Annotated in this window: 19 protein-coding genes; 13 read left to right on the forward strand and 6 right to left on the reverse strand. The window is 39.8% G+C overall.

What is annotated here, in order from left to right; translation table 11 throughout:
• Nucleotides 1–16: 16 nt before the first annotated feature.
• From LS67_RS02125 to LS67_RS02150, 6 genes are read left to right on the forward strand one after another with little or no spacing between them, the layout of a single operon-like run.
• Complete coding sequence (locus LS67_RS02125) at nucleotides 17–1,279, forward strand: bifunctional folylpolyglutamate synthase/dihydrofolate synthase (RefSeq protein ID WP_231944746.1); 1,263 nt, start codon at nucleotides 17–19, stop codon at nucleotides 1,277–1,279.
• The gene (locus tag LS67_RS02130) at nucleotides 1,279–2,151 is read left to right on the forward strand and encodes a M23 family metallopeptidase (protein ID WP_034326713.1); all 873 of its coding nucleotides are present in this window, start codon (nucleotides 1,279–1,281) and stop codon (nucleotides 2,149–2,151) included. The genes LS67_RS02125 and LS67_RS02130 overlap by 1 nt, the downstream gene beginning before the upstream one ends.
• A 3-nt stretch (nucleotides 2,152–2,154) precedes the next feature.
• Nucleotides 2,155–3,051, forward strand: a complete 897-nt coding sequence (locus tag LS67_RS02135; RefSeq protein ID WP_034326711.1) for a M23 family metallopeptidase — start codon at nucleotides 2,155–2,157, stop codon at nucleotides 3,049–3,051.
• Nucleotides 3,009–3,428 (forward strand): bactofilin family protein, encoded by a 420-nt coding sequence (locus LS67_RS02140; protein ID WP_034326710.1) that lies wholly within the window; start codon nucleotides 3,009–3,011, stop codon nucleotides 3,426–3,428. Before LS67_RS02135 ends, LS67_RS02140 begins: the two co-directional genes overlap by 43 nt.
• Nucleotides 3,429–3,442: 14 nt before the next feature.
• A complete protein-coding gene (mfd, locus tag LS67_RS02145; protein WP_034326707.1) occupies nucleotides 3,443–6,448 on the forward strand; it encodes a transcription-repair coupling factor in 3,006 nt (1,001 codons plus the stop codon).
• A gap of 10 nt (nucleotides 6,449–6,458) precedes the next feature.
• On the forward strand, nucleotides 6,459–6,782 hold the full coding sequence (locus LS67_RS02150; protein WP_034326705.1) for a hypothetical protein: 324 nt from the start codon (nucleotides 6,459–6,461) through the stop codon (nucleotides 6,780–6,782).
• A 403-nt stretch (nucleotides 6,783–7,185) separates the two neighbouring features.
• Here the strand turns inward: LS67_RS02150 and LS67_RS02155 are convergent, their stop codons facing one another.
• From LS67_RS02155 to LS67_RS02170, 4 genes are all read right to left on the reverse strand, one after another.
• Nucleotides 7,186–7,869 carry a CheB methylesterase domain-containing protein gene (locus LS67_RS02155; RefSeq protein ID WP_034326703.1) on the reverse strand — a complete coding sequence of 228 codons (684 nt, stop codon included), beginning with the start codon at nucleotides 7,867–7,869 and terminating at the stop codon, nucleotides 7,186–7,188.
• Nucleotides 7,866–8,708 carry a CheR family methyltransferase gene (locus tag LS67_RS02160; RefSeq protein WP_034326701.1) on the reverse strand — a complete coding sequence of 281 codons (843 nt, stop codon included), beginning with the start codon at nucleotides 8,706–8,708 and terminating at the stop codon, nucleotides 7,866–7,868. The genes LS67_RS02155 and LS67_RS02160 overlap by 4 nt, the downstream gene beginning before the upstream one ends.
• Before the next feature lie 13 nt (nucleotides 8,709–8,721).
• A complete protein-coding gene (locus tag LS67_RS02165; RefSeq protein WP_034326699.1) occupies nucleotides 8,722–10,146 on the reverse strand; it encodes a Do family serine endopeptidase in 1,425 nt (474 codons plus the stop codon).
• Nucleotides 10,147–10,354: 208 nt separating this feature from the next.
• Nucleotides 10,355–13,579, reverse strand: coding sequence for a DNA translocase FtsK (locus LS67_RS02170; RefSeq protein ID WP_034326698.1), 3,225 nt, complete (start codon nucleotides 13,577–13,579; stop codon nucleotides 10,355–10,357).
• A gap of 277 nt (nucleotides 13,580–13,856) precedes the next feature.
• On the opposite strand from LS67_RS02170, the gene LS67_RS02175 reads away from it, so the two are divergent.
• Genes LS67_RS02175 through LS67_RS02205 form a run of 7 tightly spaced genes read left to right on the forward strand, consistent with a single transcriptional unit; the run spans nucleotide 13,857 to nucleotide 22,601 of the window.
• A complete protein-coding gene (locus LS67_RS02175) occupies nucleotides 13,857–15,350 on the forward strand; it encodes a hypothetical protein (RefSeq protein ID WP_034326697.1) in 1,494 nt (497 codons plus the stop codon).
• Nucleotides 15,347–17,308: a ribosomal protection-like ABC-F family protein gene (gene abc-f / locus LS67_RS02180; RefSeq protein ID WP_034326696.1), complete on the forward strand. Its 1,962-nt coding sequence runs from the start codon at nucleotides 15,347–15,349 to the stop codon at nucleotides 17,306–17,308. Before LS67_RS02175 ends, abc-f begins: the two co-directional genes overlap by 4 nt.
• A 59-nt stretch (nucleotides 17,309–17,367) precedes the next feature.
• Entirely contained in the window at nucleotides 17,368–18,291 is a 924-nt protein-coding gene (locus LS67_RS02185; protein ID WP_034326693.1) for a branched-chain amino acid transaminase, read from the forward strand.
• Between the two features lie 10 nt (nucleotides 18,292–18,301).
• Entirely contained in the window at nucleotides 18,302–19,402 is a 1,101-nt protein-coding gene (locus LS67_RS02190; RefSeq protein WP_034326691.1) for a prohibitin family protein, read from the forward strand.
• A 3-nt stretch (nucleotides 19,403–19,405) separates the two neighbouring features.
• The gene (hisIE, locus tag LS67_RS02195; RefSeq protein WP_034326689.1) at nucleotides 19,406–20,098 is read left to right on the forward strand and encodes a bifunctional phosphoribosyl-AMP cyclohydrolase/phosphoribosyl-ATP diphosphatase HisIE; all 693 of its coding nucleotides are present in this window, start codon (nucleotides 19,406–19,408) and stop codon (nucleotides 20,096–20,098) included.
• A 9-nt stretch (nucleotides 20,099–20,107) separates the two neighbouring features.
• Nucleotides 20,108–20,878, forward strand: a complete 771-nt coding sequence (locus LS67_RS02200) for a DUF2393 domain-containing protein (protein ID WP_064504565.1) — start codon at nucleotides 20,108–20,110, stop codon at nucleotides 20,876–20,878.
• A gap of 43 nt (nucleotides 20,879–20,921) precedes the next feature.
• Nucleotides 20,922–22,601 carry a hydrogenase small subunit gene (locus LS67_RS02205; RefSeq protein ID WP_034326687.1) on the forward strand — a complete coding sequence of 560 codons (1,680 nt, stop codon included), beginning with the start codon at nucleotides 20,922–20,924 and terminating at the stop codon, nucleotides 22,599–22,601.
• 62 nt (nucleotides 22,602–22,663) lie between these two features.
• Here LS67_RS02205 and LS67_RS02210 read toward each other — a convergent pair whose 3' ends face one another.
• Together LS67_RS02210 and LS67_RS09745 are read right to left on the reverse strand one after the other, a co-directional pair.
• On the reverse strand, nucleotides 22,664–24,649 hold the full coding sequence (locus LS67_RS02210; RefSeq protein ID WP_034326686.1) for an FUSC family protein: 1,986 nt from the start codon (nucleotides 24,647–24,649) through the stop codon (nucleotides 22,664–22,666).
• A gap of 23 nt (nucleotides 24,650–24,672) precedes the next feature.
• Nucleotides 24,673–24,849 carry a hypothetical protein gene (locus LS67_RS09745; RefSeq protein WP_162845533.1) on the reverse strand — a complete coding sequence of 59 codons (177 nt, stop codon included), beginning with the start codon at nucleotides 24,847–24,849 and terminating at the stop codon, nucleotides 24,673–24,675.
• Nucleotides 24,850–24,853 lie beyond the last annotated feature (4 nt).

Here is a 24,853-nt window from a genome sequence, read left to right on the forward strand (position 1 = left end):
ATTAAGGGTGGTTGAAGTGCAAAAAACACAGAATGTTGGAAATGCGCAAGATTGTATAAAATCGCAAAATCCTAAAATCTCGCAAATGAGCCTGAAAGATGTGCTTTTAAGCAAGGGTGCAGAATACGCGCCTTTTGATGTGATGCGTGTCCATAGAATTTACAAGCACATTGCACCCCTGCTGGGCTTTGAAACTATTTTTAACAAAAAGTGTAAGGTAATCCACATAATGGGGACAAATGGCAAGGGTAGCACTGGGAGATTTCTTACTATGGGATTAGCACAGCATAAAAAGAGAGTGTTACATTTTAGCTCTCCCCATATCTTTAGCTTCAATGAACGTTTTTTTGTGTGTAGGGAGGATTATTGCGGGGATATTGATGAGAACGAGCTGGAATTAGCGCATAAGATTCTATGGGGTATTGAATCTGTGCGTGAGGCGAGTTATTTTGAATATGCGACCTTCCTTGCCTTGCTTCTCGCTCGAGATTGTGAATATCTCGTGCTTGAAGCTGGTGTTGGTGGCGAGTATGATTCTACTTCTGTGATAAGCGCGGATATAAGTGTTTTTACGCTCATTGGGCTAGACCATAAAGATATGCTGGGCGAGAGCTTGGGGGAAATTGCACTCACAAAGCTTAAGGCGATGAGTGGGCGTGTGATTCTTGCGAGGCAAAATCACAAAGAAGTGGAGAACTTGGCTCTGAATTTAGCCACACAAAAGGGCTTAGAATGCGAATTATGGCAGGACATACACGCGGATAAGCGTTTGCGTGATGAAGCTCAGGATTTTACGGAATATTGCCAAAGATACACGCTCCCGTCATTCTTGCGCGAGAATCTCCATAATGCTATGCGCGTAATGTGGCATTATGGAATGAATTTTGATTTTAACTCTCTGCCTATACTTTGTCTTCGTGGGCGATGTGAAAGATTTAAAAGCAATATTGTCCTTGATGTGGGGCATAATCTTGATGGTGCAAAGGTTTTGTGCGAATATCTTAGCGGAAAACAAGTGATTCTTGTGTATAATAGTTACGCAGATAAGGATATTGAGGCAATTTTGCGTGAGCTTTTGCCAATCATTAAGAAAGTTTTAATACTTTACGCGGAGCGAACTCGCATTTGTCCGAGGGAGAAATTAGTCCATATATTACAGACCCTAGGGGTAGAGTATGAAGACTTTGAGCTTAGAAAAATAAACGATGAAGAGCAATACCTTGTGTTTGGCTCTTTTAGTGTGGTAGAATTATTTTTACAACAATACAAAGGAATGTAGTGCAAGATAGATTGATGATTTCTATTATTGATGATAATGGCTCAAGACAATTTAGTGTGCATTGCTTGATTCAAAAAGTGGCATTATTTTTGGTGGCAAGTATTGTGGTAGTGGTGGTATCGTATCTCATAGCAGCGCATTTTTTGATGAGTGAGCTTGAGGTGATTTTGGCGAACAATATGCAGGTGCGTGAGAACTTCCAAGATATTTATGAAAAAAATAGTGAGCTTGAGCGCGATATCGACTACAAGACAGATGAGCTCCTCAAAGTCAATAATAAAATCAATGAACTTGAAAACATCATCAATGTTTCCAAGCGCAATCACGAGGTATATAATAACCAAGACATAGATTTCGATGCACTCACATCTTCACAAAAAGATATACTTCTAAAAATTATTCCTAATGGAGACCCTGTGGATAGCTTTGCCTCAAAGACTTTCCCTCACAAAAATACTTCAGCTTATACACTCAATCAAAGCACACCCGTGTATGCTACTGCAAATGGCATTGTAGATTCAGTGCGTGTAGCAGGAAGTGAAAATCATCTCGTGCAGATTCAGCATTCTTATGGATTCGCATCAAGCTATAGGCATTTGGGTAAGGCGGTCGTGCAAAAAGGCGATTTTGTGATTAAAGGACAAGTGATTGGTTATAGTGGCTCAAAACTAAGTCTCTATTATGATTTACATTTTGTAGATTCTGCTTTGCCTGTGGCGAGTTATACTGACTGGAATAGCGACAATTTCGCGCAAGTTATTGGTGTGAATAGTGCAATTGATTGGAAAAGTCTAATATGGGCGCTTGATGATTTAATTCAGCTCAAAAACTATCGTGTAAGTTACCAAAACAATGAGATTCCCGCTTATTAAACGATGAATCCTAAGAGTAAACGCCTTATTTTGATGATTACCGACCAAAATGGGTCGCGCTACATTAATGTAAATTCTATTTTTAGACAGGTTGCGCTGTATCTCGTTATTTTTATTATCACATTTGTGATTTTTGGCATAGTATCAATAAAAACCTTTAGCGCGGAGATTCACAAAATATCAGAGTTGAATGAAAAAATTATGAAGCGATATGAAAAAATGATTGCTAAAAATGAATCGCTTAATAATCAAATCAAGCAAAGAATCGAGGAAATTTCGCAAGTCGATAGCAAAGTGGAGGATTTAGAATCTATCATTGGTGTGTCTATTGATTCTAAAAGCACAGGGGATAATTTAGAATCTCGCATAGATGTTGCCTCGCTCACAGGCACGCAAAAGGTTTTTGTGATGAAATTTATCCCAAATGGTTATCCTACCGAAACCCATCATCATATCTCTGCTCCTTATGGTTATAGGGTGCATCCGCTGCTTTTTACGAGGCATTTGCACACAGGCGTTGATTTTGCTATGTCTGTTGGTACGCCGGTGTATGCTACTGCCAATGGTGTGGTCAATGAAGCAAGATTCTCAACCGGTGGTTATGGTTATCTTGTTAAAATAGATCATTCACTTGGGTTTATGACTTATTATGCACATTTGAGTAAAATAGTGGTGCAGAAAGGAATGTTTGTCAAACGTGGGCAGCTTATTGCTTATAGTGGCAATACAGGACGAAGCACAGGACCTCATCTTCACTATGAAATACGATTTTTAGGTCAAGTGATTAATCCTTCAAATTTTATGGATTGGAAGATGAGTAATTTTGATTCAATTTTTGAAAAAGAAAGGAGTGTAGCATGGCAATCTTTGTTAGCGACAATAAACAACCTGATGGAGTAAATACAAGTGGCGGTGGAGCGACTATCATCGCGCAGGGCACGAAAATTAAGGGAGAAATCAACACGGATTGTAGATTGCATATTGATGGCGAGTTTGAGGGGAATATTCACTCTAAAGACACCGTGATGATTGGTAAAAATGGTGTTGTGCATGGCGAAATAGATACAAGCTCACTTATTGTTAGCGGACGTTTCGTGGGTAATGTTGTCTCATCAACACTTGAAATCAAGCCGCAAGGGCGCGTAGAAGGCACAGCTACGACAAGCGAATTTGTCATTGAGCGCAAAGGTGTATTTGTGGGTGAAAGCAAGGTAAAGGGTCCAAATGCAAGTAAGGCTGATATCGCTGCACTTGGGTTATCAAAAAAAGATAAATAATACTGGAGAGAGGTTTGATACAATCTTATCTGTATAAACTTCTCAAAGCGGGCAGTTTTTCATATGAATTGCTGCTAACTAAAGATTCTAAACAAGCTCAAGATGCTTGCGAGGTTTTTAGTTTGTTTAGAATCTCCCCTTTTGTTTTGCCTGAGCTTCCTATTCGTTATGGTGATGATTTGAGCTCATTCCGCGAGGAATTTTTACATACCCTACATACTTTGCGCGGTTTTTATGCCGCAAAAGAGCCCAAGATTCTTGTTTCTCCCATTACGAGTGTGCTTTATGCTCTGCCTAAGGCGGATATTTTACAAAGCTTCATGCTCAATGTTAGCCAACATTACAATTTTAGCTCTATCAAGGAGCGCATTATCGAGTATGGCTATGAATGTGTGGAGGTGGTGGAGCTAGAAGGTGAGGTGAGCTTTCGAGGGGATATTATCGATATTTTTATACCCCAGAGTAAAAATCCCTACCGCATTGCGTTTTTTGATGATGAGATAGAGAATATACGATGTTTTGATACACGGACGCAGATGAGTAATCCCGCTGATAATATCACGCAGCTCGAAATACTTCCCGCGCTTTTTTCGCTTGACACGCAGGAAAATAGCGCATTAGAACATCTTGTGCAGGGTAGCGACTTTGAGGGATTTAATAAAAATGTAGCTTCGTTTGGACTTTGGTTTCTAGGTGAGAGGGCGCATTTTTTGCCCTTGCAATATGCGACTTTACTCACGCCCTGTGCGCTTAGTGAGGCAAGGGAGATTTATGGCTTAGATTCTATGCAAGAAGCCATTGCACTAGATAAAATAGAATCTTTGTCCCTGTGTGAAGAGATAGAGGGCTATAATGATATAGCTTTTAATCCTAAAAATCTCATCTCGCTCCTCAAGGCTCATAGCAATCGCAAAATTACATTGCTTACATCAAATGATATTAAGTTAAAAGCCTTTGATAAGGCAGATTTGCAGGGTGTGGAGATAAAGCATTCTAATGCTATTGTGAATCTTATCACGCCAAATGAATTGCTCCTTTCTCTTAATACATTTAGTCCTAAAATTAAGCACAAAAAACCCACCTTAAAGCTTAATGAAATTTCTCAAGGTGAATATGTCGTGCATAGTGAATATGGTATAGGGCAGTTTATTGGATTGAAAAGTGCGCATATTGCTGGAGTGGTAAGGGATTTTATAGAAATTGCGTATCAGGGGGAAGATAAGCTTTTATTGCCGGTTGAAAATCTTAATATGATTGATAGGTATGTGGCAGATTCTGGACAGATTCCAATAATTGATAGACTAGGCAAAGGGAGTTTTGCAAAGCTTAAACAAAAGGTAAGGGTAAAACTTTTAGAAATTGCAAATGGTATCATCGAACTTGCAGCCAAGCGCAATCTTTTGCAGGGTGCAAAAATTGATACACAAAATCCTGCACTTGTGCTTTTTGCAAATGCGTGTGATTTTACACTCACAAGCGACCAAGCCCGAAGTATTAATGAAATTTATGCAGACCTCTCTTCGGGCAGGGTAATGGATAGGCTTTTGAGTGGTGATGTGGGCTTTGGCAAGACGGAGGTAGCGATGAATGCAATCTATGCTGTATGTCTTAGTGGGTATCAAGCGGCGATGATTGTGCCTACAACTTTGCTTTGCGCCCAGCATTATCAGAATCTTAAAGCGCGTTTAGAGCCATTTGGGATAAAAATAGGACGATGTGATAGATTCATAAAAAATAATGAAAAAAAGGCTTTGTTTAGTGCGTTAAAAAATGGAAATATACAGGTTGTTATCGGCACTCACGCGCTTTTTGGCACAGAATTTAGTAATCTAGGACTTATTGTTGTTGATGAGGAGCATAAATTTGGTGTGAAGCAAAAGGAGCGCATTAAGGAACTTTGTGCAAATACTCACCTTTTAAGTATGAGTGCCACACCCATTCCGCGCACATTGAATATGGCTCTTTCTCAAATCAAATCTCTTAGCTCACTCCACACGCCTCCTGTGGATAGAATCCCTGTGCGCACTTTTATCAAAAGTGGCAAGCCTTCACTTCTTAAGGAAGTGATTTTGCGTGAATTGCGCCGTGGAGGGCAGGTTTTTTATATCCATAACAATATCGCAAGTATTGAAAAAAAAGCAAAAGAATTACAAGCACTTTTGCCCGACCTTACAATTGCTATTTTGCATTCTCAAATCGATAATGCAAAAAGTGAGGAGATAATGTATGATTTTGCGCAAAAAAAATACAATCTTTTGCTTTGCACGAGTATTGTAGAATCTGGGATTCACTTGCCTAATGCAAATACGATTATCGTAGCAAGTGCTGATAGATTTGGTATAGCTGATTTGCATCAATTACGAGGGCGTGTAGGGCGAGGCAATAAAGAGGGATTTTGCTATTTTCTTGTAGAGGATATGGAGGTTATTACGCCAGAATCCAAAAAACGACTGATGGCATTAGAGAAAAACTCTTATCTTGGTAGTGGTGAAAATCTTGCATATTATGATTTAGAAATTCGTGGTGGTGGGAATCTGCTAGGTATTGCTCAAAGCGGACATATTAAAAACATTGGTTATGGATTATATTTGCGTTTGCTTGAAGAGTGTATTAATCATTTAAGTGGCAAGGGCAGTGTGCAGCAAGTCCAATGCGATATAAAACTTAATCTCAATGCCTATCTCAATCCGCAACTTATAGCAAGTGATAAATTGCGCCTAGAGCTTTATCGGCGACTTTCGCTTTGTGAAAATATAAGTGCAGTCAATGATATAGAATCTGAAATTTTTGATAGATTTGGCGCACTTGATGAGGCGAGTGAAACATTTTTGGAGCTTATACGCATTAAGGTTTTGGCAAATCAATGCAAACTCAAGCAGATTCTGCACTATGGGCAAAATATTACCTTTGTGTATCCTAATGGCGATAAAGAATCTGTGCTTTCACCGAGCAAGGATTGGGACGATGTAATGGAAAGCATAATGGTATTTTTGCGCAAAAAGCTACATAAACAGGCATAAAAGGAATAAAATGAAGTGTGGATTCTGTGAGCGGATAAAAAAACTACGCAAACTTGATGTGATATTAATGCTGTGTATTTGCTTGTTTCTCTATATTGGAAGTCAAATGCAAAAAAAGGAAATGCAGACATATAAAGAGCAGAGTAAGCAGAGACAGGAGAAAAAGCTAGAGCAAGGGCGAAAAGTAGAGGCAGTGCAGGTGCAACAAACACAGCAAGAGCAAGAGAGCGAACTGCAAAAATATGAGGACTTGCAACGTCAATGCTATTTTAAGAGTGATAAAAAGGCGTGTGAGGAGCTCAAAAAATATCAATGGGAGATAATTAAGAGATAGTAGCCTTAAGGCTTAAAAAAGATACAATGTGCTTTGCCGCGTAAGAATCTTAGCTGGTTGTTAGATTCATAAATATATCAAAGGTGGCAATGAAAAGTATAACAAGGCGCATAAAACGCGTATAAAAGAGACAAAATTCGCAAAATTTAGCACGAATTTTTGCTACACATCAATGAGGGTTTTGCGCTATGATAGGGATACAAAAATCTTATTTTAATAATCAACCCATAACTATCATCGTATTTTGGATATTATGTGGATACCTTGTGATATTCTCGCAGAATTTGGGTTGAAGTAAAACCATAGATAAAGAAGCGGTTTTGGCGTTACGAGGAGCATAAGTATGTGAGAGTAGATATACTCAAAACAAGCTCACACATATTTTTCATATATTTTAGTGCAATTATGACTCTGGTGTTTGTGGAGATTCTTTAAGTTGTTTGATTGGTGTGTTTGCATAGCTCACAATGCGTGATATAATCATATCAAGGCTTAGAATTTCCCTCACTGCACCCATTTCAATGGCTTTTTTAGGCATACCAAAGACAACACAATCTTTTTCATTTTCTGCTAATGTATGCGCTCCATTATCATATAGTTCTTTTAGCCCTATACAGCCATCATCACCCATACCGGTGAGGATAATGCCGAGTGCAGATGCCCCGGCTGCGTTATTTGTGCTACGAAATAAAATATCCACACTCGGCTTATGGCGCGAAATGCGCTTTTCCTCATCAAGTGGACAAGCATAATATGCACCCATTGCAAAATCAATAATCATATGTCTATCGCCTCCCGCGATATATACAAAGTTGTTTTTCATAGCCATTTTTTTGGCTACTTCACAGACATTAAGTTTGGATATAGAATCTAGTCGCTTAATAAATGAGGAGCCAAAGCTTTGCGGGATATGTTGTACCACTGCTATGGGCGGTAGCTGCTCTGGCAAGCGAGAGAAAATGTAAGAAAGTGCATCAATCCCGCCCGTAGAAGCCCCAATAACTACAAGTTTGCTACGAGTAATCTTGCAAGGATTGCTCTTTAGTATCTCGTCTGGATGGTATTTTACTGCATCTGCTGTTATCATTTTATACCTTTAATTTTGATAAAAGTTTTATTGCCAAGCCTTTCGAATTTATCCTCTAGATCATAGAGAATTTCGGAATGCCCGAGATAAAATACCCCATCAATGCGCAAGGTATTGATGAGACGTGTTAAAATGTCAAGTTGGTCTTTTTGTTTGAAATAAATAAGCACATTGCGACAGAATAATATGTCAAATTCATTATTCATAAATGGATAGTGCTTGTTGAAAAGATTGAGCTTTTTAAAGGTAACCATCGATTTAAGCTTGTCTTTGACCTTGAGGAGACGTATATTTGGATTTTTGCCATCATCAAGCGAGTCAAAATATTCATCAAGGTTGCACCAAGCAGGGAATTTATCAACTTTAAAATCAATTGTGTAAATGCCCTCCCTCGCCTTTTGTAGCACATCGGTATCAATATCAGTGGCTACAATACTCACGGGCACATTTGTCTTGTAAAGCTTTTGTGCGTATAGCACACTCATAGCGATAGAATAAGGCTCCTGTCCTGTAGAACTCGCACAGCAAAAAATCTTAATAGGGCGATTGAGCTTAAAAAGCACGGGCAACGAGCGGTCAATCATATCTTGGAAATGTGGATATTCGCGGAAAAAGTCAGTTTTGTTTGTTGTGAAGCTATTAATGAATTTTTGTTGGATATTGTTATTATTTTCAATACTTAACAAGAGTTCGTTTATATTGAGCATATGCGTCTCGCGCATAAGAGAGTAGATTCTATTTTTTATCATTGTGAGCTTTGTATCACTTAGATAAATGCCGCAGTATTTATAGAGACTCTCTTTAATAAGTGCCAACTGCTTCGCATCAAGTGTTGCCATTGTGGTAGATTTCCTATTTAATGAGTATAGTTTTCGTGCCGCTACTGCTATATACGAGAACCCGCTTATTTTTGCCCTTTAATCGCGCAAAAGCATTGCTTAAATCAGCAGGCTTTTTTATGCTGATATTCTCCACTTGCGCGATAATATCACCCACCTCAAATCCCGCTTCCTTAGCCTTTGAGTTTGGATTCACACGCGAAATGATGACACCCTCTATATTGTTTGGGATTCTATACTTTTGCTTCAATGCTGGAGTGAGCTCTTCGACACTCAACCCCTCTATTCCTGCACCGCTGGGTGTGTTTTGTGTTGCAGGTGATGATGGCTTTGACTTATCATCTAGGAGTTCGGCAAGTGTGATTTGTGCCACGCGCTCTTGTTTATCGCGGATGAACTTCACTACCACTCTTTCATTTGGAGAAAGCAAACCGATAAGATTTCTTAGTTCTGCTGCACTTGAAACTTTTTTGCCATTTACGTGTGTGATGAGGTCCCACACCATAAGCCCCGCCTTTGCCGCAGGGGATTGAGGTTCGAGACTAATGACAACCGCGCCAGTATTATCACCATAGCTTTCCTTTAAATCTTTGCTAATATCTTGAATCCCAACACCCAAGAATCCTCGCTTAATACTTCCTTTCTCTACGAGTTCTTTAGCGATTTTTTTTACCATATCTGAAGGTATGGCAAAGCCTATGCCGTGATTTCCGCCTGTGCGCGAGAGAATGGCGGTATTGATACCAATGAGCGCACCTCGTGAATCCACCAGCGCACCGCCGGAATTGCCCGGATTGATTGAAGCGTCAGTTTGGATAAAGTTTTCATAGTCGTTAATGCCAATTCCGCTTTTATTGAGTGCTGAAACAATGCCTTGCGTGATACTCTCTCCCACACCGAAAGGATTCCCAATCGCAAATACCACATCGCCGATGAGCACATTTGAGCTATCGGCAAAACTAATAGGCGAGAGGTTGTTCACGTCAATTTTAATCACTGCTAAATCGCTACGCGCGTCCGTGCCCACAACTTTTGCTATATATTCTTTTGTGCTATTTGAGAGTGAGACAAGCACCTTGTCTGCATCCTCAATCACGTGATTATTTGTAATGATGTAGCCATTGCTCGAGATGATTACGCCACTGCCTAAACTGCGCTCTATGCGGTCTTTTGGAATCTGCCCATAAATATCACCGAAAAATTGCTGAAAAAATGGGTCGTTAAACATTGGGTGATTTGGGATTTGATTGCTCACATTTTTTTGCGTGGAGATATTAACCACCGCTTTTTTAGCTTCTTCAATCGAAGAGTTAAAAGAATAAATTGTATCATTGCCTACTTGTGGATTAATGCGTTTTTGTGCTTTGGGTGCTTCTAAAAAATCAATCGCGCATAAGTTAGAGAGTGCAAGAATACATACACATAGAATATATTTCATAAAATACTCCTTAAATATTAAATTATTTGTGTGGTATTGTATAAGTTTAAAATAAATATTTATTAAGCCTTGACTTTTACCCATTTTCTAGCATTACGAAGCAGATTTTCTAATGATTTTAGAATCTTATGAACTTTGAAAAGTTTGTTTCTAAAAAATTTAAATCTCACAGATTCTTAATCGTGTAAATTTTAGAAGCCACAGCGCATTATTTACCGATGATTTCGCGCACACCTCTTGCATTTGGTTTAGACAAAAAGCCCTCTTTTTCAAGCTGCTCTACGATTTCTGCGGCTTTGTTGTAGCCTATTTTGAGCTTCCTTTGTAAAAAGCTAATCGAGGTTTTATTATCCTCTAAGAAAATGCTTTTTGCCTTTGCTATATCATCGCTACTCGCTGAAGTTTCGACACTTTGGCTTATTTCATCTTTTTCATCAGGCATAAAGTCTTTGTCATACTCTACTTTTTGTTGTGATTTGATAAAATCCGCAACTTCTTCTATTTCATCTTCTGTGCTCCAAGGCGCGTGAAGTCGTATCATTCTATCAGCTAGCTTGAAAAGCATATCACCTCTGCCGAGCAGAGATTCGGCACCAAAGCCATCAAGAATAACTTTAGAATCTATTTTGCTCCCCACCTTGTAGCTAATGCGTGAGGGCAAGTTCGCCTTGATAAGTCCAGTAATCACATCTACACTCGGTCGTTGGGTCGCTATGATGAGGTGGATTCCAGAGGCGCGTCCCATTTGTGCGACACGCGCAAGGGCAAACTCCACTTCTTTGCCTCCTGTCATCATCAAATCGGCTAATTCATCGATGATGATAACAAGATAAGGGAGCGTTTTGCCATTATCGTCTATCATTTTGCGATTATATGTATCAATATCCCTAGCTCCCACTTCACTCATCAAATCAAGTCGCCGCTCCATTTCGCTTACCGCACTATTAAGGGCGGTAATTGCTTTTTTAGCTTCAGAAATAATTGGCGTAATAAGATGAGGAATATCTCCATAAATGCTAAACTCCACTTTCTTTGGGTCAATCATTAGGAGTTTGAGCGTATCGGGAGTGTTTTTATAAAGCAGCGAGAGAATCATCGCATTCAGCCCCACACTCTTACCACTTCCTGTTGTTCCCGCAATAAGCAGATGCGGTGCTTTTTTTAAATCTGTAACAAAAGGATTGCCGATAATATCCTTGCCGAGTGCGAGAGTAAGCGGCGAAGTGGAAGTTTTAAACACATCGGATTCTAAAATCTCGCGTAAATAAATGGTTTGCGTGGTATTGTTTGGAATCTCTATCCCTACGACATCTTTGCCTGGCACAGGGGCTTGTATGCGTATTGAGCGCGCACTTAGTGCCATTGCTAAATCATCACCTAGAGTGAGGATTCTATTTACCCTCACATCGGGCGCGGGGCGAAATTCAAAGGTTGTAACAATAGGACCGGAATAATTGCGCACAATATCACCATCTATGCGAAAAACCTTGAGTTTTGCAAGGAGATTCTCACTTTTTCTATCTATCTCATTTTCATCAATATCAATATGTTCGTTTGGCGGCTTATTGAGTAGGCTTGTGGGTGGAAGTTTAAAAATTGTAGGCTTTTGCACCTTGCCATACTCGAGTGTATCTAAAAGGTGCTTATTTTCCTCAATCTCTTTTATACGCTCATAATGCCTTTCCTTATGCACTTCTTTTTGTATTGGGATTTCTTGCACGATAGAATCCACCCATTGTGTAGGATTCTCATTCTTTTTCGTAGAGGGGGTGATTTCTTGTATATCAAGCTCTAGTGGTTGCATAGGGGTAAAGAGACTTGGAGATTGATATTTTTTTGGTGTTGCTTGGACTTGCGCCTTAGATTCTATTTGTGGTTTTGCATTTACACTTATGGGTGTTTTAGAAACTATGCTTTCTGTCTCTGTAATTTTGGTGGATTGCTCCTGTATGCTTTGTGTCGCAGGTTTAGAATCTTGTGTTTGTGTGCTTGAGAGTGGCATTATAGGTGTAAATGGCGTATGCAAAGCCGAATATGTCGGCTCTTTAGATTCTATTATTTGGCTCTTTTGCGTAATGTCTTTTTGTGTAGATTGTGTATGAGGGTGCATAAGGCTCTTTTGCGCTAAGTTTTTAGAATCCTCGCCCGTTTGGATCTGTTGTGGTTGCGTAGATTCTGTATGTGTAGAACTTGTCGCCTCTTTCTTGGGAGATAGTCTAATGCCCGGGGACTTGGAAGCCTGTATGTTGTTATCTTTTATCAAGCTCTCTAGCAAATCTTTTGAATCCTTTTGTATGTTATTGCTGCTCATCTGTAAAAACACACTTGGATTAGCCGGACGCGGAGGAGGTGTAGGGATAGTGCCTGTGCCGGTGTAGGTTGATGATGTGCTTTGCTCTGGTGTGTTGTCCTCTTGTGTAGATTTTTGTGAATCTTGCACGAAAAGTGTCGCTTGGGTAGGCTTTATCGCCGGGTCTGTAAGAGCGATGTGCTTGTTGAGGCTTCTTAGCATATCTTTATGCTCTTGGATTTGATTTGCAAAAAAATCTTGCAATTTCATTTCTTGTCCAGTAGATTCTACAATCTCTATGCGCACTGATTTTTGCTTCATTTCGGGCTTTGTGCCTTCTGTGTTTATTGGCGGTTGAGCGTTTTGCATCTGTGCGCTTTGGGTGGAAAGTGCAGGAATAGAATCTAGCACTATATCTAAAGGTGCAGGGGTTTGAGCAGGGTTTGAGATTGGATTTGAAAGGGTAGATTCTAGGGGTTGGGATTCTAAAGAGTTAGATTCTACGCGCGCCGTGCCTTTGTGTATTTCATCAAATCCCTCTTCTATAACTACATCTCTAAAATCATAATACGCCTTTGTCGTCCGCTCTTGCTTGGCTTGTTGCAAGTCAAGCACATCTTGCGTTTTTTTGCCAAAGAGCTTCTTTATGTGCGGGGTAATATGCGAGATTTGGCGTAAGACAAAGGATTTTGTGATATGAAAATATGTAATAGCAAAATGCACGATGAAATCTCGCGCTACAAGGCATTTATGTTTTGTTTGCTTTGCGAGGAGGGCGAGATTGCGATTTGTGAAAATAAGCCACGCGAATACGAATAAAAATATATCGATTGCCCATACCCCAAATGTGTTGATATAACGCATAAATGCAGCTATTATGGCATTGCCAAAATGCCCTGTGCTAAAGATGAGAGATTGCAAGAGTAAAAGTGCGAGGAAAAAGAGGCAAAAAGATACAACGATTTCAAGTCGTCTAAAGTCTATCACAGGGTTTTTATAAAATCTATATAACACAAAGAGTAAAAAAGGCATTAAAATATAGCCAATATAGCCAAAGATACCTACATTTACATACGAGCAAAATACGCCAAAAGCCCCTATAATATCGCCAAGAAGTGTTGCTATGGAGAAAATCACTAGCACAAGAGCAATACCAATAAATACGGATAATCTTTTATCTAATCTTAAGCGTTTGATGAGAATCCTTTGCAGCCTGTTTATTTTTGTAAAATTTTGATACTAAATTTATGGCAGAAACTAAGTCGCTCATTATATCATAAAGATTTTGTAGATTTCATAAATGATTTTTTTATTTTTTTTAGCTAGAATACAAAATTTTGATGTGAATTTTAGGCGTTAATGAATCTTAAAGGATTTTGCAACTTAGATTCATCGCTGCATTAAGTGTAAGGAGCGCAAAGTGCACGGCAAGATTTTGAGATATTCAAACCAAACCAAAAATGGCGTAATTATCAATGCTACAAAGAAAATTTTTGAGTTGCGTAGTAAAAATTGGCACGACAAACGCGTAATGCCAAGTGCTGGCTTGTTGGTAGAGTTTCGCCTTGACGATGAAGATGGTAATGGGAACAGGGTTACAAGCTGTAAGGCTTCAAAATACCAGGCTTTCCCAGAAGGTGGGCTCATACGCGAGATTGACTTTTGGCGCACAAATACCGATGATGAGCTTAAAAGCAAAGAAATAGATGCAAAGGGTAATATAGCTAAGAAGATTTTTGAAGAGACGGATTATTTCAAGTTAAGCAGTATTGAGATTAGCACACCGATACAAGATACAATAAAAGAGTATTTTAAGGAGGAGTTTAATGCGCTTACCTCTATAAAGGGTATGGAGGAGAATACAGATAGCGAAGATGAACACCAAAAGAGGATTAACTACACCATTGTGAAGCCTTATCTTACAAAGGCGATTGATTATCTTGTATTTAACGATAGACACATTACTATAGATGTTTTTGCCGATAATTTACAGGTACTCACAAAGCTTGAGTATTCTTATAAGCAGTTTCAAACCAATGTGAATCTTACCGCGGATAAAATCTATCAAGAGTGTTTTCTTGATGCGCAGTATCACTACAAAGGCGTATTGAGGGCGATTGAGAGCTTCAATGAAAAAAAGCTTTCAATGCAGAATAAGATTCGCGTGGGGGCTATGGAGCTTCGCTCGATTCAGGCTAAGATTGACGCAAAAAAGGGTGATCCAGCGGTGTTAGAAGAGAAAAAGAAGCGCACGATGTCGATTGTGGCTAAGGCAGAGGCTGATATTAAAGTATTGACTGAAGTTCATGAGAGGCTAAAGGGACTTGCCGATGGATTCAAAAAAGACAATCTTAAAAAGTTTGAAAGTGTCTTTAATAAAATGTATGAGATTCTCATTGGCAAGACAAAGGATGCTATGGATGTGTGTGCCACGCATATTGACAATAAGCTATGGCAGCTTGGTATGTCTTCACTTGCGATTAAAAATGTATTTTTTAAGCATAACATTAATAGCCCATTTTGCGCAATGACTTTCCTGGGTAATCACGTAAAAATGCTTGATAAATCAAAGCTACGCGATAATGAATATGTTGTGTATCAGCATTATAACAAGTATGTGCAAAAAAATATGAAAAATTTTTTGATTTTCTCTGATAATCCGGATTTTTGCCTTGAACTTAAGGTGAAGATTATGACAAAGAGCAAGTTTTATAATGTCGTGCCTTTTCACAAAGAGATAGAATATTTCAGTGCCGTCAATCGTCAAAAATATGAGCTTATCTATATAGATTCAGAACTGCGATTTGGCACACCTGCGGGAATTATCAAAATAGGTAAAGAATCTAAGCGCAACAAAGAGACAAATTTTGCGATTTTATCAATGGCGCAAATTAAGACTTTTGACCCACAATGAATCTGCTCTCCCTGCAAGATGTAAGTAAGCAGTATGAGCATAAGATTATCCTCAATCGTATCTGCGTTAATATTACAAAGGGCGAGAAAATTGCGATTGTCGGGCAGAATGGCTCGGGCAAATCGAGCCTTTTAGGCATTATCAGCGCAAAAATAGATATTGATAGCGGAGAGCGCATAAGCATTAAAAATCTTAAGATTCTATCCCTCCCACAAAAACCCATTTTCCCACCACAAGCTACGACTAGCGATGTATTACTTGAAAGTATGAGTGAGCTAAAAGCTGCTAATGAGCGAGTAGAAGCACTCCATAAATTAATGGCTACAAATGAGAATCTAGGCAGTGAGGTGCTAGAGGAGTATGAGCGATTGAGTGCGTATCTTAGCGCGTATAGGGGCTGGGATTTACAAGGGTTAATCGAGGAGATTCTCACGCGTTTTGAGTTAGAAACTTTTAGGGATAGACTTGCTAATTCTTTGAGTGGTGGTGAGCAAAAGCGTATAGCATTAGCTAGTCTGCTCTTGCAGCCCTGCGATATTTTGCTCCTTGATGAGCCCACAAATCATCTTGATGTGCAAATGGTGGAATTTTTGGAGGATTTTATCGCTTCATCTGGTCTAAGTGTCGTATTTATCAGCCACGATAGATATTTTATCGATAAAGTAGCCACGCGCATTATAGAGCTTGATAATGGTGCTGCTAGAAGCTTTGATGGTGGATATATGGATTATCTTGCTAAAAAGGCGGAGATATTGCAAAATATGGATAAGGCTCATCAAAAGCTTCTCAAGATTCTAAAAAGTGAGGAGGAATGGCTAAGGCGCGGTGTGAAAGCACGTCTAAAGCGAAATGAGGGTAGGAAAGATAGAATCTTGGCTATGCGTGAGGAAGTGAAAAAAAATCCCGCGATTTTGCGTAAAATGCGCCTTGAATTAGAGAGGGAGCAAAAATCCTTTAACAGCACACAAAGCAGCAATAATCAAAAATGCCTTTTTGAAATTGAGCATTTGCATAAAAGCATAGGTGGCAAGTGCCTCATAGATGACTTAAGCCTTAGAATCTTGGCTCGTGATAAAATTGGTATCGTGGGTAGAAATGGCACGGGTAAGTCGAGTTTGCTTAAATTATTACTTAGGGAGCAAAAGGCGGATTCGGGACTGATAAAGGTTGGCGATATACGCATTGGTTATTTTGACCAACACACGAGTATGTTAGAACACGATAAAGACTTGCTTGAGACCTTTTGCCCAAATGGCGGAGAGCATATCAATGTGCGTGGTAAGCATATGCACGTCTATGGATATTTGAAAAATTTTCTTTTTCCAAAAGAGCAGCTTTTTCAAAAAATTGGCGCATTAAGTGGTGGAGAAAGAAATCGCGTGGCTTTGGCACTGCTTTTCACTAAAGAGGTTGATGTTTTTATCCTTGATGAGCCGACAAACGACCTTGACATACAGACGATTAATATTATTGAAGAGTATCTTTTAAGCCTTTCTTGTGCAGTCATTTTTGTAAGTCACGATAGGTATTTTGTCGATAAACTTGCCCAAAAGATTCTCGTTTTTGAGGGTAATGGCAAAATCACACAGAGCTATATGCCTTATAGTGAATATCTGCAGATTGCTAAAGAGTTAAATGAGATTACATCTTATGAGAGTGCGGAGATAATAGAATCTAAAAATACACAATCTCCCCAAAAAGCCCAAGACAGGGTAGATTCTAAAAAGCCCACAAAGTTAAGCTATAAAGAGAATCTTGCCCTGCAAACATTGCCAAAAGAGATAGAAGAGCTTGAAAAAAGACAAAAAGACTTGCAAGAAATTCTAAGCAATCCAAAAGAGTATGAGAAGCAGGGTGTATTGACTTTAGCAGAGGAATTAGCACAGATAGAATCCACACTAGATACTAAAATCACGCAATATTTGCTGCTTGAGGACAAAATGCACGCACTCCACTAGAATATTACAAAACTTTTGCTACAATCACGCATATTTTACGACAAGCGGAGGCATATTTAATGAAAGAATCAAAATATATTTGGAAAGATGGCAAACTTGTCCCTTGGGCAGAAGCGACAACGCATGTTTTAACACATACTTTGCATTATGGTAATGCCTTGTTTGAGGGCACAAGGGCGTATATGACAAAGCGCGGATTAGCAATTTTTCGTCTTAAAGAGCATACGAGACGACTTTTAGATTCTGCAAAAATCGTGTGTATCAAATCCCCATATACGCAAGAGGAGCTAGAAAAAGCGCAAGTAGAGCTTTTGAGAGCAAACCGAGATGATTATAAAGGTAATGTGTATATTCGACCACTCATTTATTTGGGCTATGGTGTAATGGGGATTAATCACATCAATGCGCCGGTGAATGTGGCAATCGCCGCGTGGGAATGGGGTGCGTATTTGGGTGAAGATGGCATAGAAAATGGTATAAAGGTAAAAACAAGCTCCTTTGTGCGCAATCCTATAAAAGCCTTTATGGGTAAGGCAAAGGTAGCGGCAAACTATCTTAACTCACAAATGGCAAAGCACGAGGCAATTTCTTGCGGTTGTGATGAGGCGTTGTTGCTTGATGATAATGGATTTGTAGCCGAAGGAAGTGGTGAGTGCTTTTTTATCGTAAGAAATGGCAAACTCATCACGCCACCTTATGATAATACTTTAGAATCTATCACCCAAGCCACGACCATAGAACTTGCAAGGGATATGGGGATTCCAATCGAGCAAAGACGTATTACACGCGATGAAGTCTATATTGCTGATGAGGCATTTTTTACCGGCACAGCTGCGGAGATTACGCCGGTGCGTGAGCTTGATGCACGCGTGATTGGCAATGGCAAAGCTGGAGCAATGACAAAAAAACTTCAAGAATCATTTTTTGCACTTGTCAATGGTGAGAATCCAAAATATGCCCACTATCTAACTTATATTGACTAAAGGAGAGGCAATGCCTATTGATTTAAACGAACATTTAAAGAAAAAACGCGCACAAAATGATGAAAAAGCAGAGCAGAGAAATGAGCCACCACGAGGCAATGGCAACAATAATAATCGCCCAAACAATGGTGGCAGGAACAATAGTGGTAATGGTGGTGGATTCAATATAGAATCTTTCCCTATGCCTTCAATGCCAAGTGGCAAGTCGCTAGGAGTGCTTATTATCGTCATATTGTTTGTAGTGATTTTTATAGCTGCTCGTCCTTTTGTGATTATTAATGCGGGTGAGGTGGGTATCAAGGTAACTACCGGTAAATACGACCCTAAGCCGCTCGACCCAGGTTTGCACTTTTTTGTGCCAATTATCCAAAATGTGATTATCGTGGATACAAAGGTGCGCACGATTAACTTCTCGCGTATTGAGGATATGGGGAATATTGGACGCGAGCAAAGCATTTTGCGTAATGACGCGATTAATGTGATGGATACGAGCGGTATGACAATTTCTATCGAACTCACCGTGCAGTATCAGCTCGAGCGTGAGAAAGTCCCTGCAACAATCGCAGAATATGGCACGGCGTGGGAACAAAAAATCATTAATCCTGTGATTCGTGATGTCGTGCGTAGTGCGGTGGGGAATTATCCCACAGAGGAGCTTCCTACAAAACGCGATGAGGTAGCAAACCTCATTCACACAGGTTTTCAGGCAAAGCTTGATGCGACCCCAAATCAACCTGTAAAGCTTGTGTCGATTCAGTTGCGCGAGATTGTATTGCCAGAGCAGGTAAAAACGCGTATTGAGGGCGTGGAACTTGCTAAAAGAGATGCACAAAAAGCAAAAGAAGAGGCAAATGCTTTGCGTGAGCGCGCAAAAGGTAAGGCGGATGCGCTAGAAATTGAGGCAAAGGGTCAAAGTGAGGCAAACCGCCTTGTCAATGAAAGTCTTTCACAGCGATTGCTTGAGCTGCGCCAAATTGAAATGCAAGGCAAGTTTAACGAGGCATTGAAAGAGAATAATAATGCGCAGATTTTCCTTACCCCCGGTGGAGCAGTGCCAAATATTTGGGTGGATTCAAAAAGTAAGCAGAAAAACGCGGTTGTGGGGCAGTAGTCAATGCAAAATGTGCTTGGGCAAATTGATTGGAAGCGATATGAGCTAATCCCTACTATTGTGCAGGAGCAGGGCAGTGGGGAGATTCTAATGCTAGCTTATTCTTCTAAAGAATCTTTAGAGCTAAGCACAAATACTCGCATTGCGCATTATTTTTCGCGCTCCAAGCAGAGAATCTGGCAAAAGGGTGAGCAGAGCGGACACATACAAAAGATTAGTGAGATATGTTTAGATTGTGATGATGATAGTCTGCTTTTCATCGTGGAGCAGGTCGGTGTGGCTTGCCATACAGGCGAGAAAAGTTGCTTTTTTAAGAGTATTGATTTAAGAGGGAGTGAGCCAAAGCAGATTCTAAAGCAACCTCACGCGCAGGGAATCTACCACATATTCGATGAGCTTTATCATACAATACAATCGCGTAGAAACGAAAGCACAGAGCGCAGTTATAGTGCCTCTCTCCTTGCCAAAGGTGTAAATGGTATAGGCAAGAAAATCATAGAGGAGGCGGGGGAGTTTTGCTTCGCACTTAAAGACAAAGAGGAAGAGGCGATTATCTATGAATGCGCGGATTTACTCTACCATACGCTTGTTGGCTTGGCTTCTGTGTATATTGCACCTGAAAGGGTTTTGCAAGAGTTGCAAAGGCGCACGGGACAAAGTGGCATAGAGGAAAAAGCTTCGCGTAGCTCATCTTAAGGGAAATCAATGCTTGAGAATCTTAAAACACTCCTTTTGCAGATTATCTCCTATTTTTCGCTGTATGAAATTGCTACGATTATGGCGATTTTTTTTGTTTTTATTATGATTTTTACGCTTGGGCTTTTGCTAAGAGGGCGTAAGTTTATCCCATATTTTTTCTTTTTTCTATCGGTTGTCGTAATATTTTCTACACCTTTCGTGCTTCATTTTGTTATGCAAAAGATTTTGTATCCCATTGATGTGAATATCACTTCCGCGCACCCTATGCAATATACGCAGGGATTCTTTGTTGCTGGTGAGATTACGCATAAGGGCAAAGTCGATATAAATGAATGCTATGTGGCGGTGGCACAGGTGCGTGATGAGAAAGGTAGTAAGCTGATAAAAATCCTTAATGATATTTTGCCTCAAAGCGAATTTGGCGTGAATGTTGAAATGGATATTAAGGTGGGCGAGACAAAGGATTTTGCGGTGATTGTGCCAAATATTAAGGCGAGTGAGCCATTTATGTATAGAATCTATGTAGATTGCTTCCTTTCAAATAAACTCGCTCAAAATATGCAAAAGCCTAAAAAGCCTAGCGCAGATATTATCACGCCCAAACCTCCAAAAGATGTGATAGAGACACAAGAGACACAAAATGTAGTAGATGAAACAGATAAGGCAAACAAAGCAGATGAAGTAAATAAAGCAGATGAGGCAGATTCTAATGATGAGACTACAAATGATGAAAACAATACCCAATCCGTGAGTGAGCCGATTAATACGATAGAATAGGGCAAAGCACGATAGGATATGAAGTCAAAAATAGGAGTGTTGAATGGATAAAGCCCTGATTTTAGAATCCTTGCGTCAGCATTTACAAAGTTTAGAATCCACCTACACAGAGCCTAGATGTGAGGTCGATAAGGAATGGATAACTCGCATTTGTGCGTTCATAGGCATACCCAAAGAGGGCGTGGAGATATGCGAGAAGATTCTATCTTTAAAACCTCCTGTGCCTGTTATATGGCTTCATATGGCGGAATGCACCGGTTGTAGCGAGAGTTTTTTGCGCCTTGATAAGCCCGGTGTAGAATCTCTTATCTTTAATCACATCTCATTAGAATACCACGAAACTATTATGGGCGCAGTGGGATTTAGCGCGAAAGAATTGCTCCATAACGCACTAGAAAAGGATTTTATCTTAGTCATTGAGGGTGGCGTATCGCTTGGAGACAATGCCTATTTTATGACTTCTGGTGCCGATAGTGTGAGTGGAGAACAAGAATGTAAAGAAATGGCAGAATGTGCACAGGCGATTTTTGCGGTAGGCACTTGCTCGAGCTTTGGTGGTGTGCAAGCGGCTATGCCTAATCCCACGCATTCTGTGGGTATAGATACTTTTCTTGCACAAAAAGTCGTCAATATTCCCGGCTGTCCGCCAAGCGAGACAAATATCGTGGGTAGCCTAATATACTTTATTCTACTGCGAGAATTACCCGAACTTGATAGGTTTAATCGCCCATTATGGAGCTATGGTAAGAATCTCCACGACTTATGCGAGAGAAAGGCAAAGTTTGAATCTGGGGACTTCGCGCAGAGTTTTGATGACCCACATTTACAAGATGGTTATTGTTTGTATAAAGTTGGGTGCAAGGGACCTTATGTGCTTAATAATTGCCCTAAGGTTAAATTCAATGCAAGGACAAGTTGGCCTGTGCGTGCAGGGCACGGCTGTATCGCGTGTAGTGAGCCAAATTTTTGGGATAGTTTTGGGTGCATTGAAGAGCCCTTGAATAATGAAAATGCCTACATTAAAGAACCTCAAAGGCTTTTGTCGCTTCCAATCGTGCATAGCCTCGCGGAGCAAATACCACAGGATACACTCACGCTCGTTTTACAAAGCAATGCGCCGACTATGATTTATAGGGAGACTTATGAGGAGATTTATAAAGATTTTACCTCACAATCTCCGCAGAATCTCATCACTTGCACCTTTGAGGCGGATTTTCCCACACTTTTGACATTCCTTAGCTCCAAAAATAAGCTTAGTGCGAGACTTGTAGAAAACTATGCCAAATGGCGTGTGCAGAGACAACTTGCAGAGATTGCAATGCCCAAGGTGCAAGGTGAGATGTCATCTAATATGAGCGATATTTTACTCCTTATTGCCCAAATGTATGGCGAGGATATGAATGCGCTTGATGTAGCTTCACACGCGCAGGGCTACCTTTTCCCCCATATTAGCAAACTTGATATGAAGCTCACACCCGCTTATAATATTGAAATTGACAAATCATTGCGCCTACCATTGTGCTATTTGCTCGGTGGGCTTCATATGCAGGGTGTAGCCTATGGCGCAATAAGCTCGATATGTGAGATTCTCTCACTTGCCCTAACTACACTCGCAAAGACGCACGAAATAGGGCGCGTGGCTTTTAAAGGTGATATGATGCAAAATGTGCTTATCCAAGATAGATTTAGAATCTACTTGCCTCAATGGCTTGAAGTAGTATAAAAATAGAGGCAGTATTTGCTAAGAATCTTGCGCCTATAATCTTAATAAGTGCAAACACAACATTATTTGCCAAGTGTGGTATGCAAAAAAGTGTAAATCTTGTTTTGTAAATCAAAAATTTCGCGCACAATGGGATAAATTTGATTGTCTTTGAGTAAGAATCGCTCATCTTCATCGGTTTTAAAATAATAAGGTTTAGAATCTAGCATTGCACAAAGCATAGAAAATCGCACACGCAAAGCCTTTAAGTCATTTTTTAAAAGCATATCATTTGTATTTTGTAGGGTGATTTTTTCACATAATGTGAAAAGCGATTCTTTTAAATGCGTGAAGTCATCAGCGAGATTCGCAAAACCTTGCAAAATCTGCTCCCCATAAAGCTTTTTTTCTTCGCGACTTTCTTTGATAAAAGAAGAAAGTTCATCAAGAGAGCGCATAAGTTGATTTTGGCACGTAAGTGTGTAGCCATTGGAATCTTCTATGCTTGTTACAAGTGCAGCAAAAGATTCTAAGCATAATGTCGTTTGCGGGATAAGTTCATTGGCACTATAATGTGGATAGATAATTTTAGAGATACAAAATGCAAGTAAAAATCCAAGTAAAATATCTCCAAAACGATAGAGGATAAGCTCGATAAAATTGCTATCCAAAAGCGCAAACATTAGCACAAGCTCGAGCATAAGCACCATAGACCATAGCATAAAGGGATAGGTTTTAAAATACACCACCAAAAATAAATTAGGGATAAAAATCCACAAAAGCAGAGGCGAATCGCCAAAGATAAGCACCAAACTAATGCCAAGTATCAAGCCGATGAAACTGCCAAATATAGAATCTTTGCCCGCGGATTTGATTGAGCCAATGTTTTGGTGCATCATAGAAATTACACCTAGGGCTATCCACGCGCCGTGATTGATTTGAAAAAATTGCGCGAAAAACATCGCACAGCCAATCGCCACAGCATATCTCACGCCATAAAAAAAAGGTGCAGGATTATGTTTGAGTGAAGCATACATTTCTGTAAAACTTTTTGTGCTTGTATTTTCTACAAAGGCTTGAGATTGCAAAGATGAGAGACGCGTAAAAGATTCTACTTTTGAGTAGAAAATTTTAAGTGCATTAATCCATTGTGAATCTGCATTATTTTTCAGCGCAGATTCTAAGCAATGCTTTGTGATATTTGGCTTTTTTCCATAAAAAATATGTGAAAGTTCGTTGAGGTTATACGCCATTTCTTTTTGTGCTTCTTGCAATGCTTTTGAGTGATTGTGTAAAAAATAATAATTCATTAAATCAAGCACATAGCATACACTTTCGAGCTTATAGAGATAAAAGAGGGCGCGTTTGTGGTTTTTGATAAGATGTGCGTCCTTGATTTTTGCCGAAGCAGAAGTGAGTTTTGATTTGAGTAAAGAGATATGATTAAGGGCTTGAGATTTGAGCGTCTCATAATTTTTTGTGCCAAGATTCTCGCACATCATAGAGATTTCAAAGAGTTGAGCGACAAATTGCGTCTGTATGAATCTACCATACTGCCCAAAAGATATAAAGAGTCTCACCCCTATACTCACGCTCCCACCGAGCAGAGCTGCACCCATACAATGCCATAGTGGCACATCAGGGTGTGAGCCGGCATAAATATTTGCTACAAGCGCATTAACAAGTGCGAGTGTAAGCACCTTTGGCAAGTCGTTATCATACACTTCGCCAATACCAATACCAAAGGCAAGGAGCATTGAGGGGATAATAAGCCATAAACTCTCCTCCCACAGCCCAAAAACAGGTATGAGTGCGCACACAAAGATGACAAAAAGCACAAGATATTGCCAATCCATATCTTTATTGCTTGTGAATCCATTGAGAAAAAAAACATACATTGCCATCATCACTGCCCAAATCATCACCGGAGTGCCTAGCAGCAGGTAGCAGAGTAGCCCACTAATACAGATAGCAATCATTGCCTTAAACGCATAGAAAAGCCCCAAAAATCCAGCGTCATAGACATAAATAAAACGTTTAAAGATGAGATTATAAGCAGATTCAAACATAGTGTTAGGATATGTATTGATGATTATTTTTTGTAATAATCTCCACTTGCGCTAATACATTGCTGGGTGCATTGATTGTTGCTACAAATTGTGCGACATTCTACACTTTGAAAATTGCCAACAGGCTGCTTTTTGCTACTACAAGCATTGAGACTAAAAATACAGAGAGCGACACATAAAAGAGTGTAGAGTAATTTCATTATG

Origin of the sequence: Helicobacter sp. MIT 03-1616 (assembly GCF_000765685.2) — a bacterium.
Taxonomy (GTDB): Bacteria; Campylobacterota; Campylobacteria; order Campylobacterales; family Helicobacteraceae; genus Helicobacter_C; species Helicobacter_C typhlonius.

Coding starts and splice junctions, on each gene's coding strand:
- LS67_RS02135 (WP_034326711.1), top strand. CDS start 2,155: ATGAATCCTAAGAGTAAACGCCTTATTTTGATGATTACCGACCAAAAT.
- LS67_RS02140 (WP_034326710.1), top strand. CDS start 3,009: ATGGCAATCTTTGTTAGCGACAATAAACAACCTGATGGAGTAAATACA.
- LS67_RS02150 (WP_034326705.1), top strand. CDS start 6,459: ATGAAGTGTGGATTCTGTGAGCGGATAAAAAAACTACGCAAACTTGAT.
- LS67_RS02155 (WP_034326703.1), bottom strand. CDS start 7,869: ATGATAACAGCAGATGCAGTAAAATACCATCCAGACGAGATACTAAAG.
- LS67_RS02160 (WP_034326701.1), bottom strand. CDS start 8,708: ATGGCAACACTTGATGCGAAGCAGTTGGCACTTATTAAAGAGAGTCTC.
- LS67_RS02165 (WP_034326699.1), bottom strand. CDS start 10,146: ATGAAATATATTCTATGTGTATGTATTCTTGCACTCTCTAACTTATGC.
- abc-f (WP_034326696.1), top strand. CDS start 15,347: ATGAATCTGCTCTCCCTGCAAGATGTAAGTAAGCAGTATGAGCATAAG.
- LS67_RS02185 (WP_034326693.1), top strand. CDS start 17,368: ATGAAAGAATCAAAATATATTTGGAAAGATGGCAAACTTGTCCCTTGG.
- LS67_RS02190 (WP_034326691.1), top strand. CDS start 18,302: ATGCCTATTGATTTAAACGAACATTTAAAGAAAAAACGCGCACAAAAT.
- hisIE (WP_034326689.1), top strand. CDS start 19,406: ATGCAAAATGTGCTTGGGCAAATTGATTGGAAGCGATATGAGCTAATC.
- LS67_RS02200 (WP_064504565.1), top strand. CDS start 20,108: ATGCTTGAGAATCTTAAAACACTCCTTTTGCAGATTATCTCCTATTTT.
- LS67_RS02205 (WP_034326687.1), top strand. CDS start 20,922: ATGGATAAAGCCCTGATTTTAGAATCCTTGCGTCAGCATTTACAAAGT.
- LS67_RS02210 (WP_034326686.1), bottom strand. CDS start 24,649: ATGTTTGAATCTGCTTATAATCTCATCTTTAAACGTTTTATTTATGTC.
- LS67_RS09745 (WP_162845533.1), bottom strand. CDS start 24,849: ATGAAATTACTCTACACTCTTTTATGTGTCGCTCTCTGTATTTTTAGT.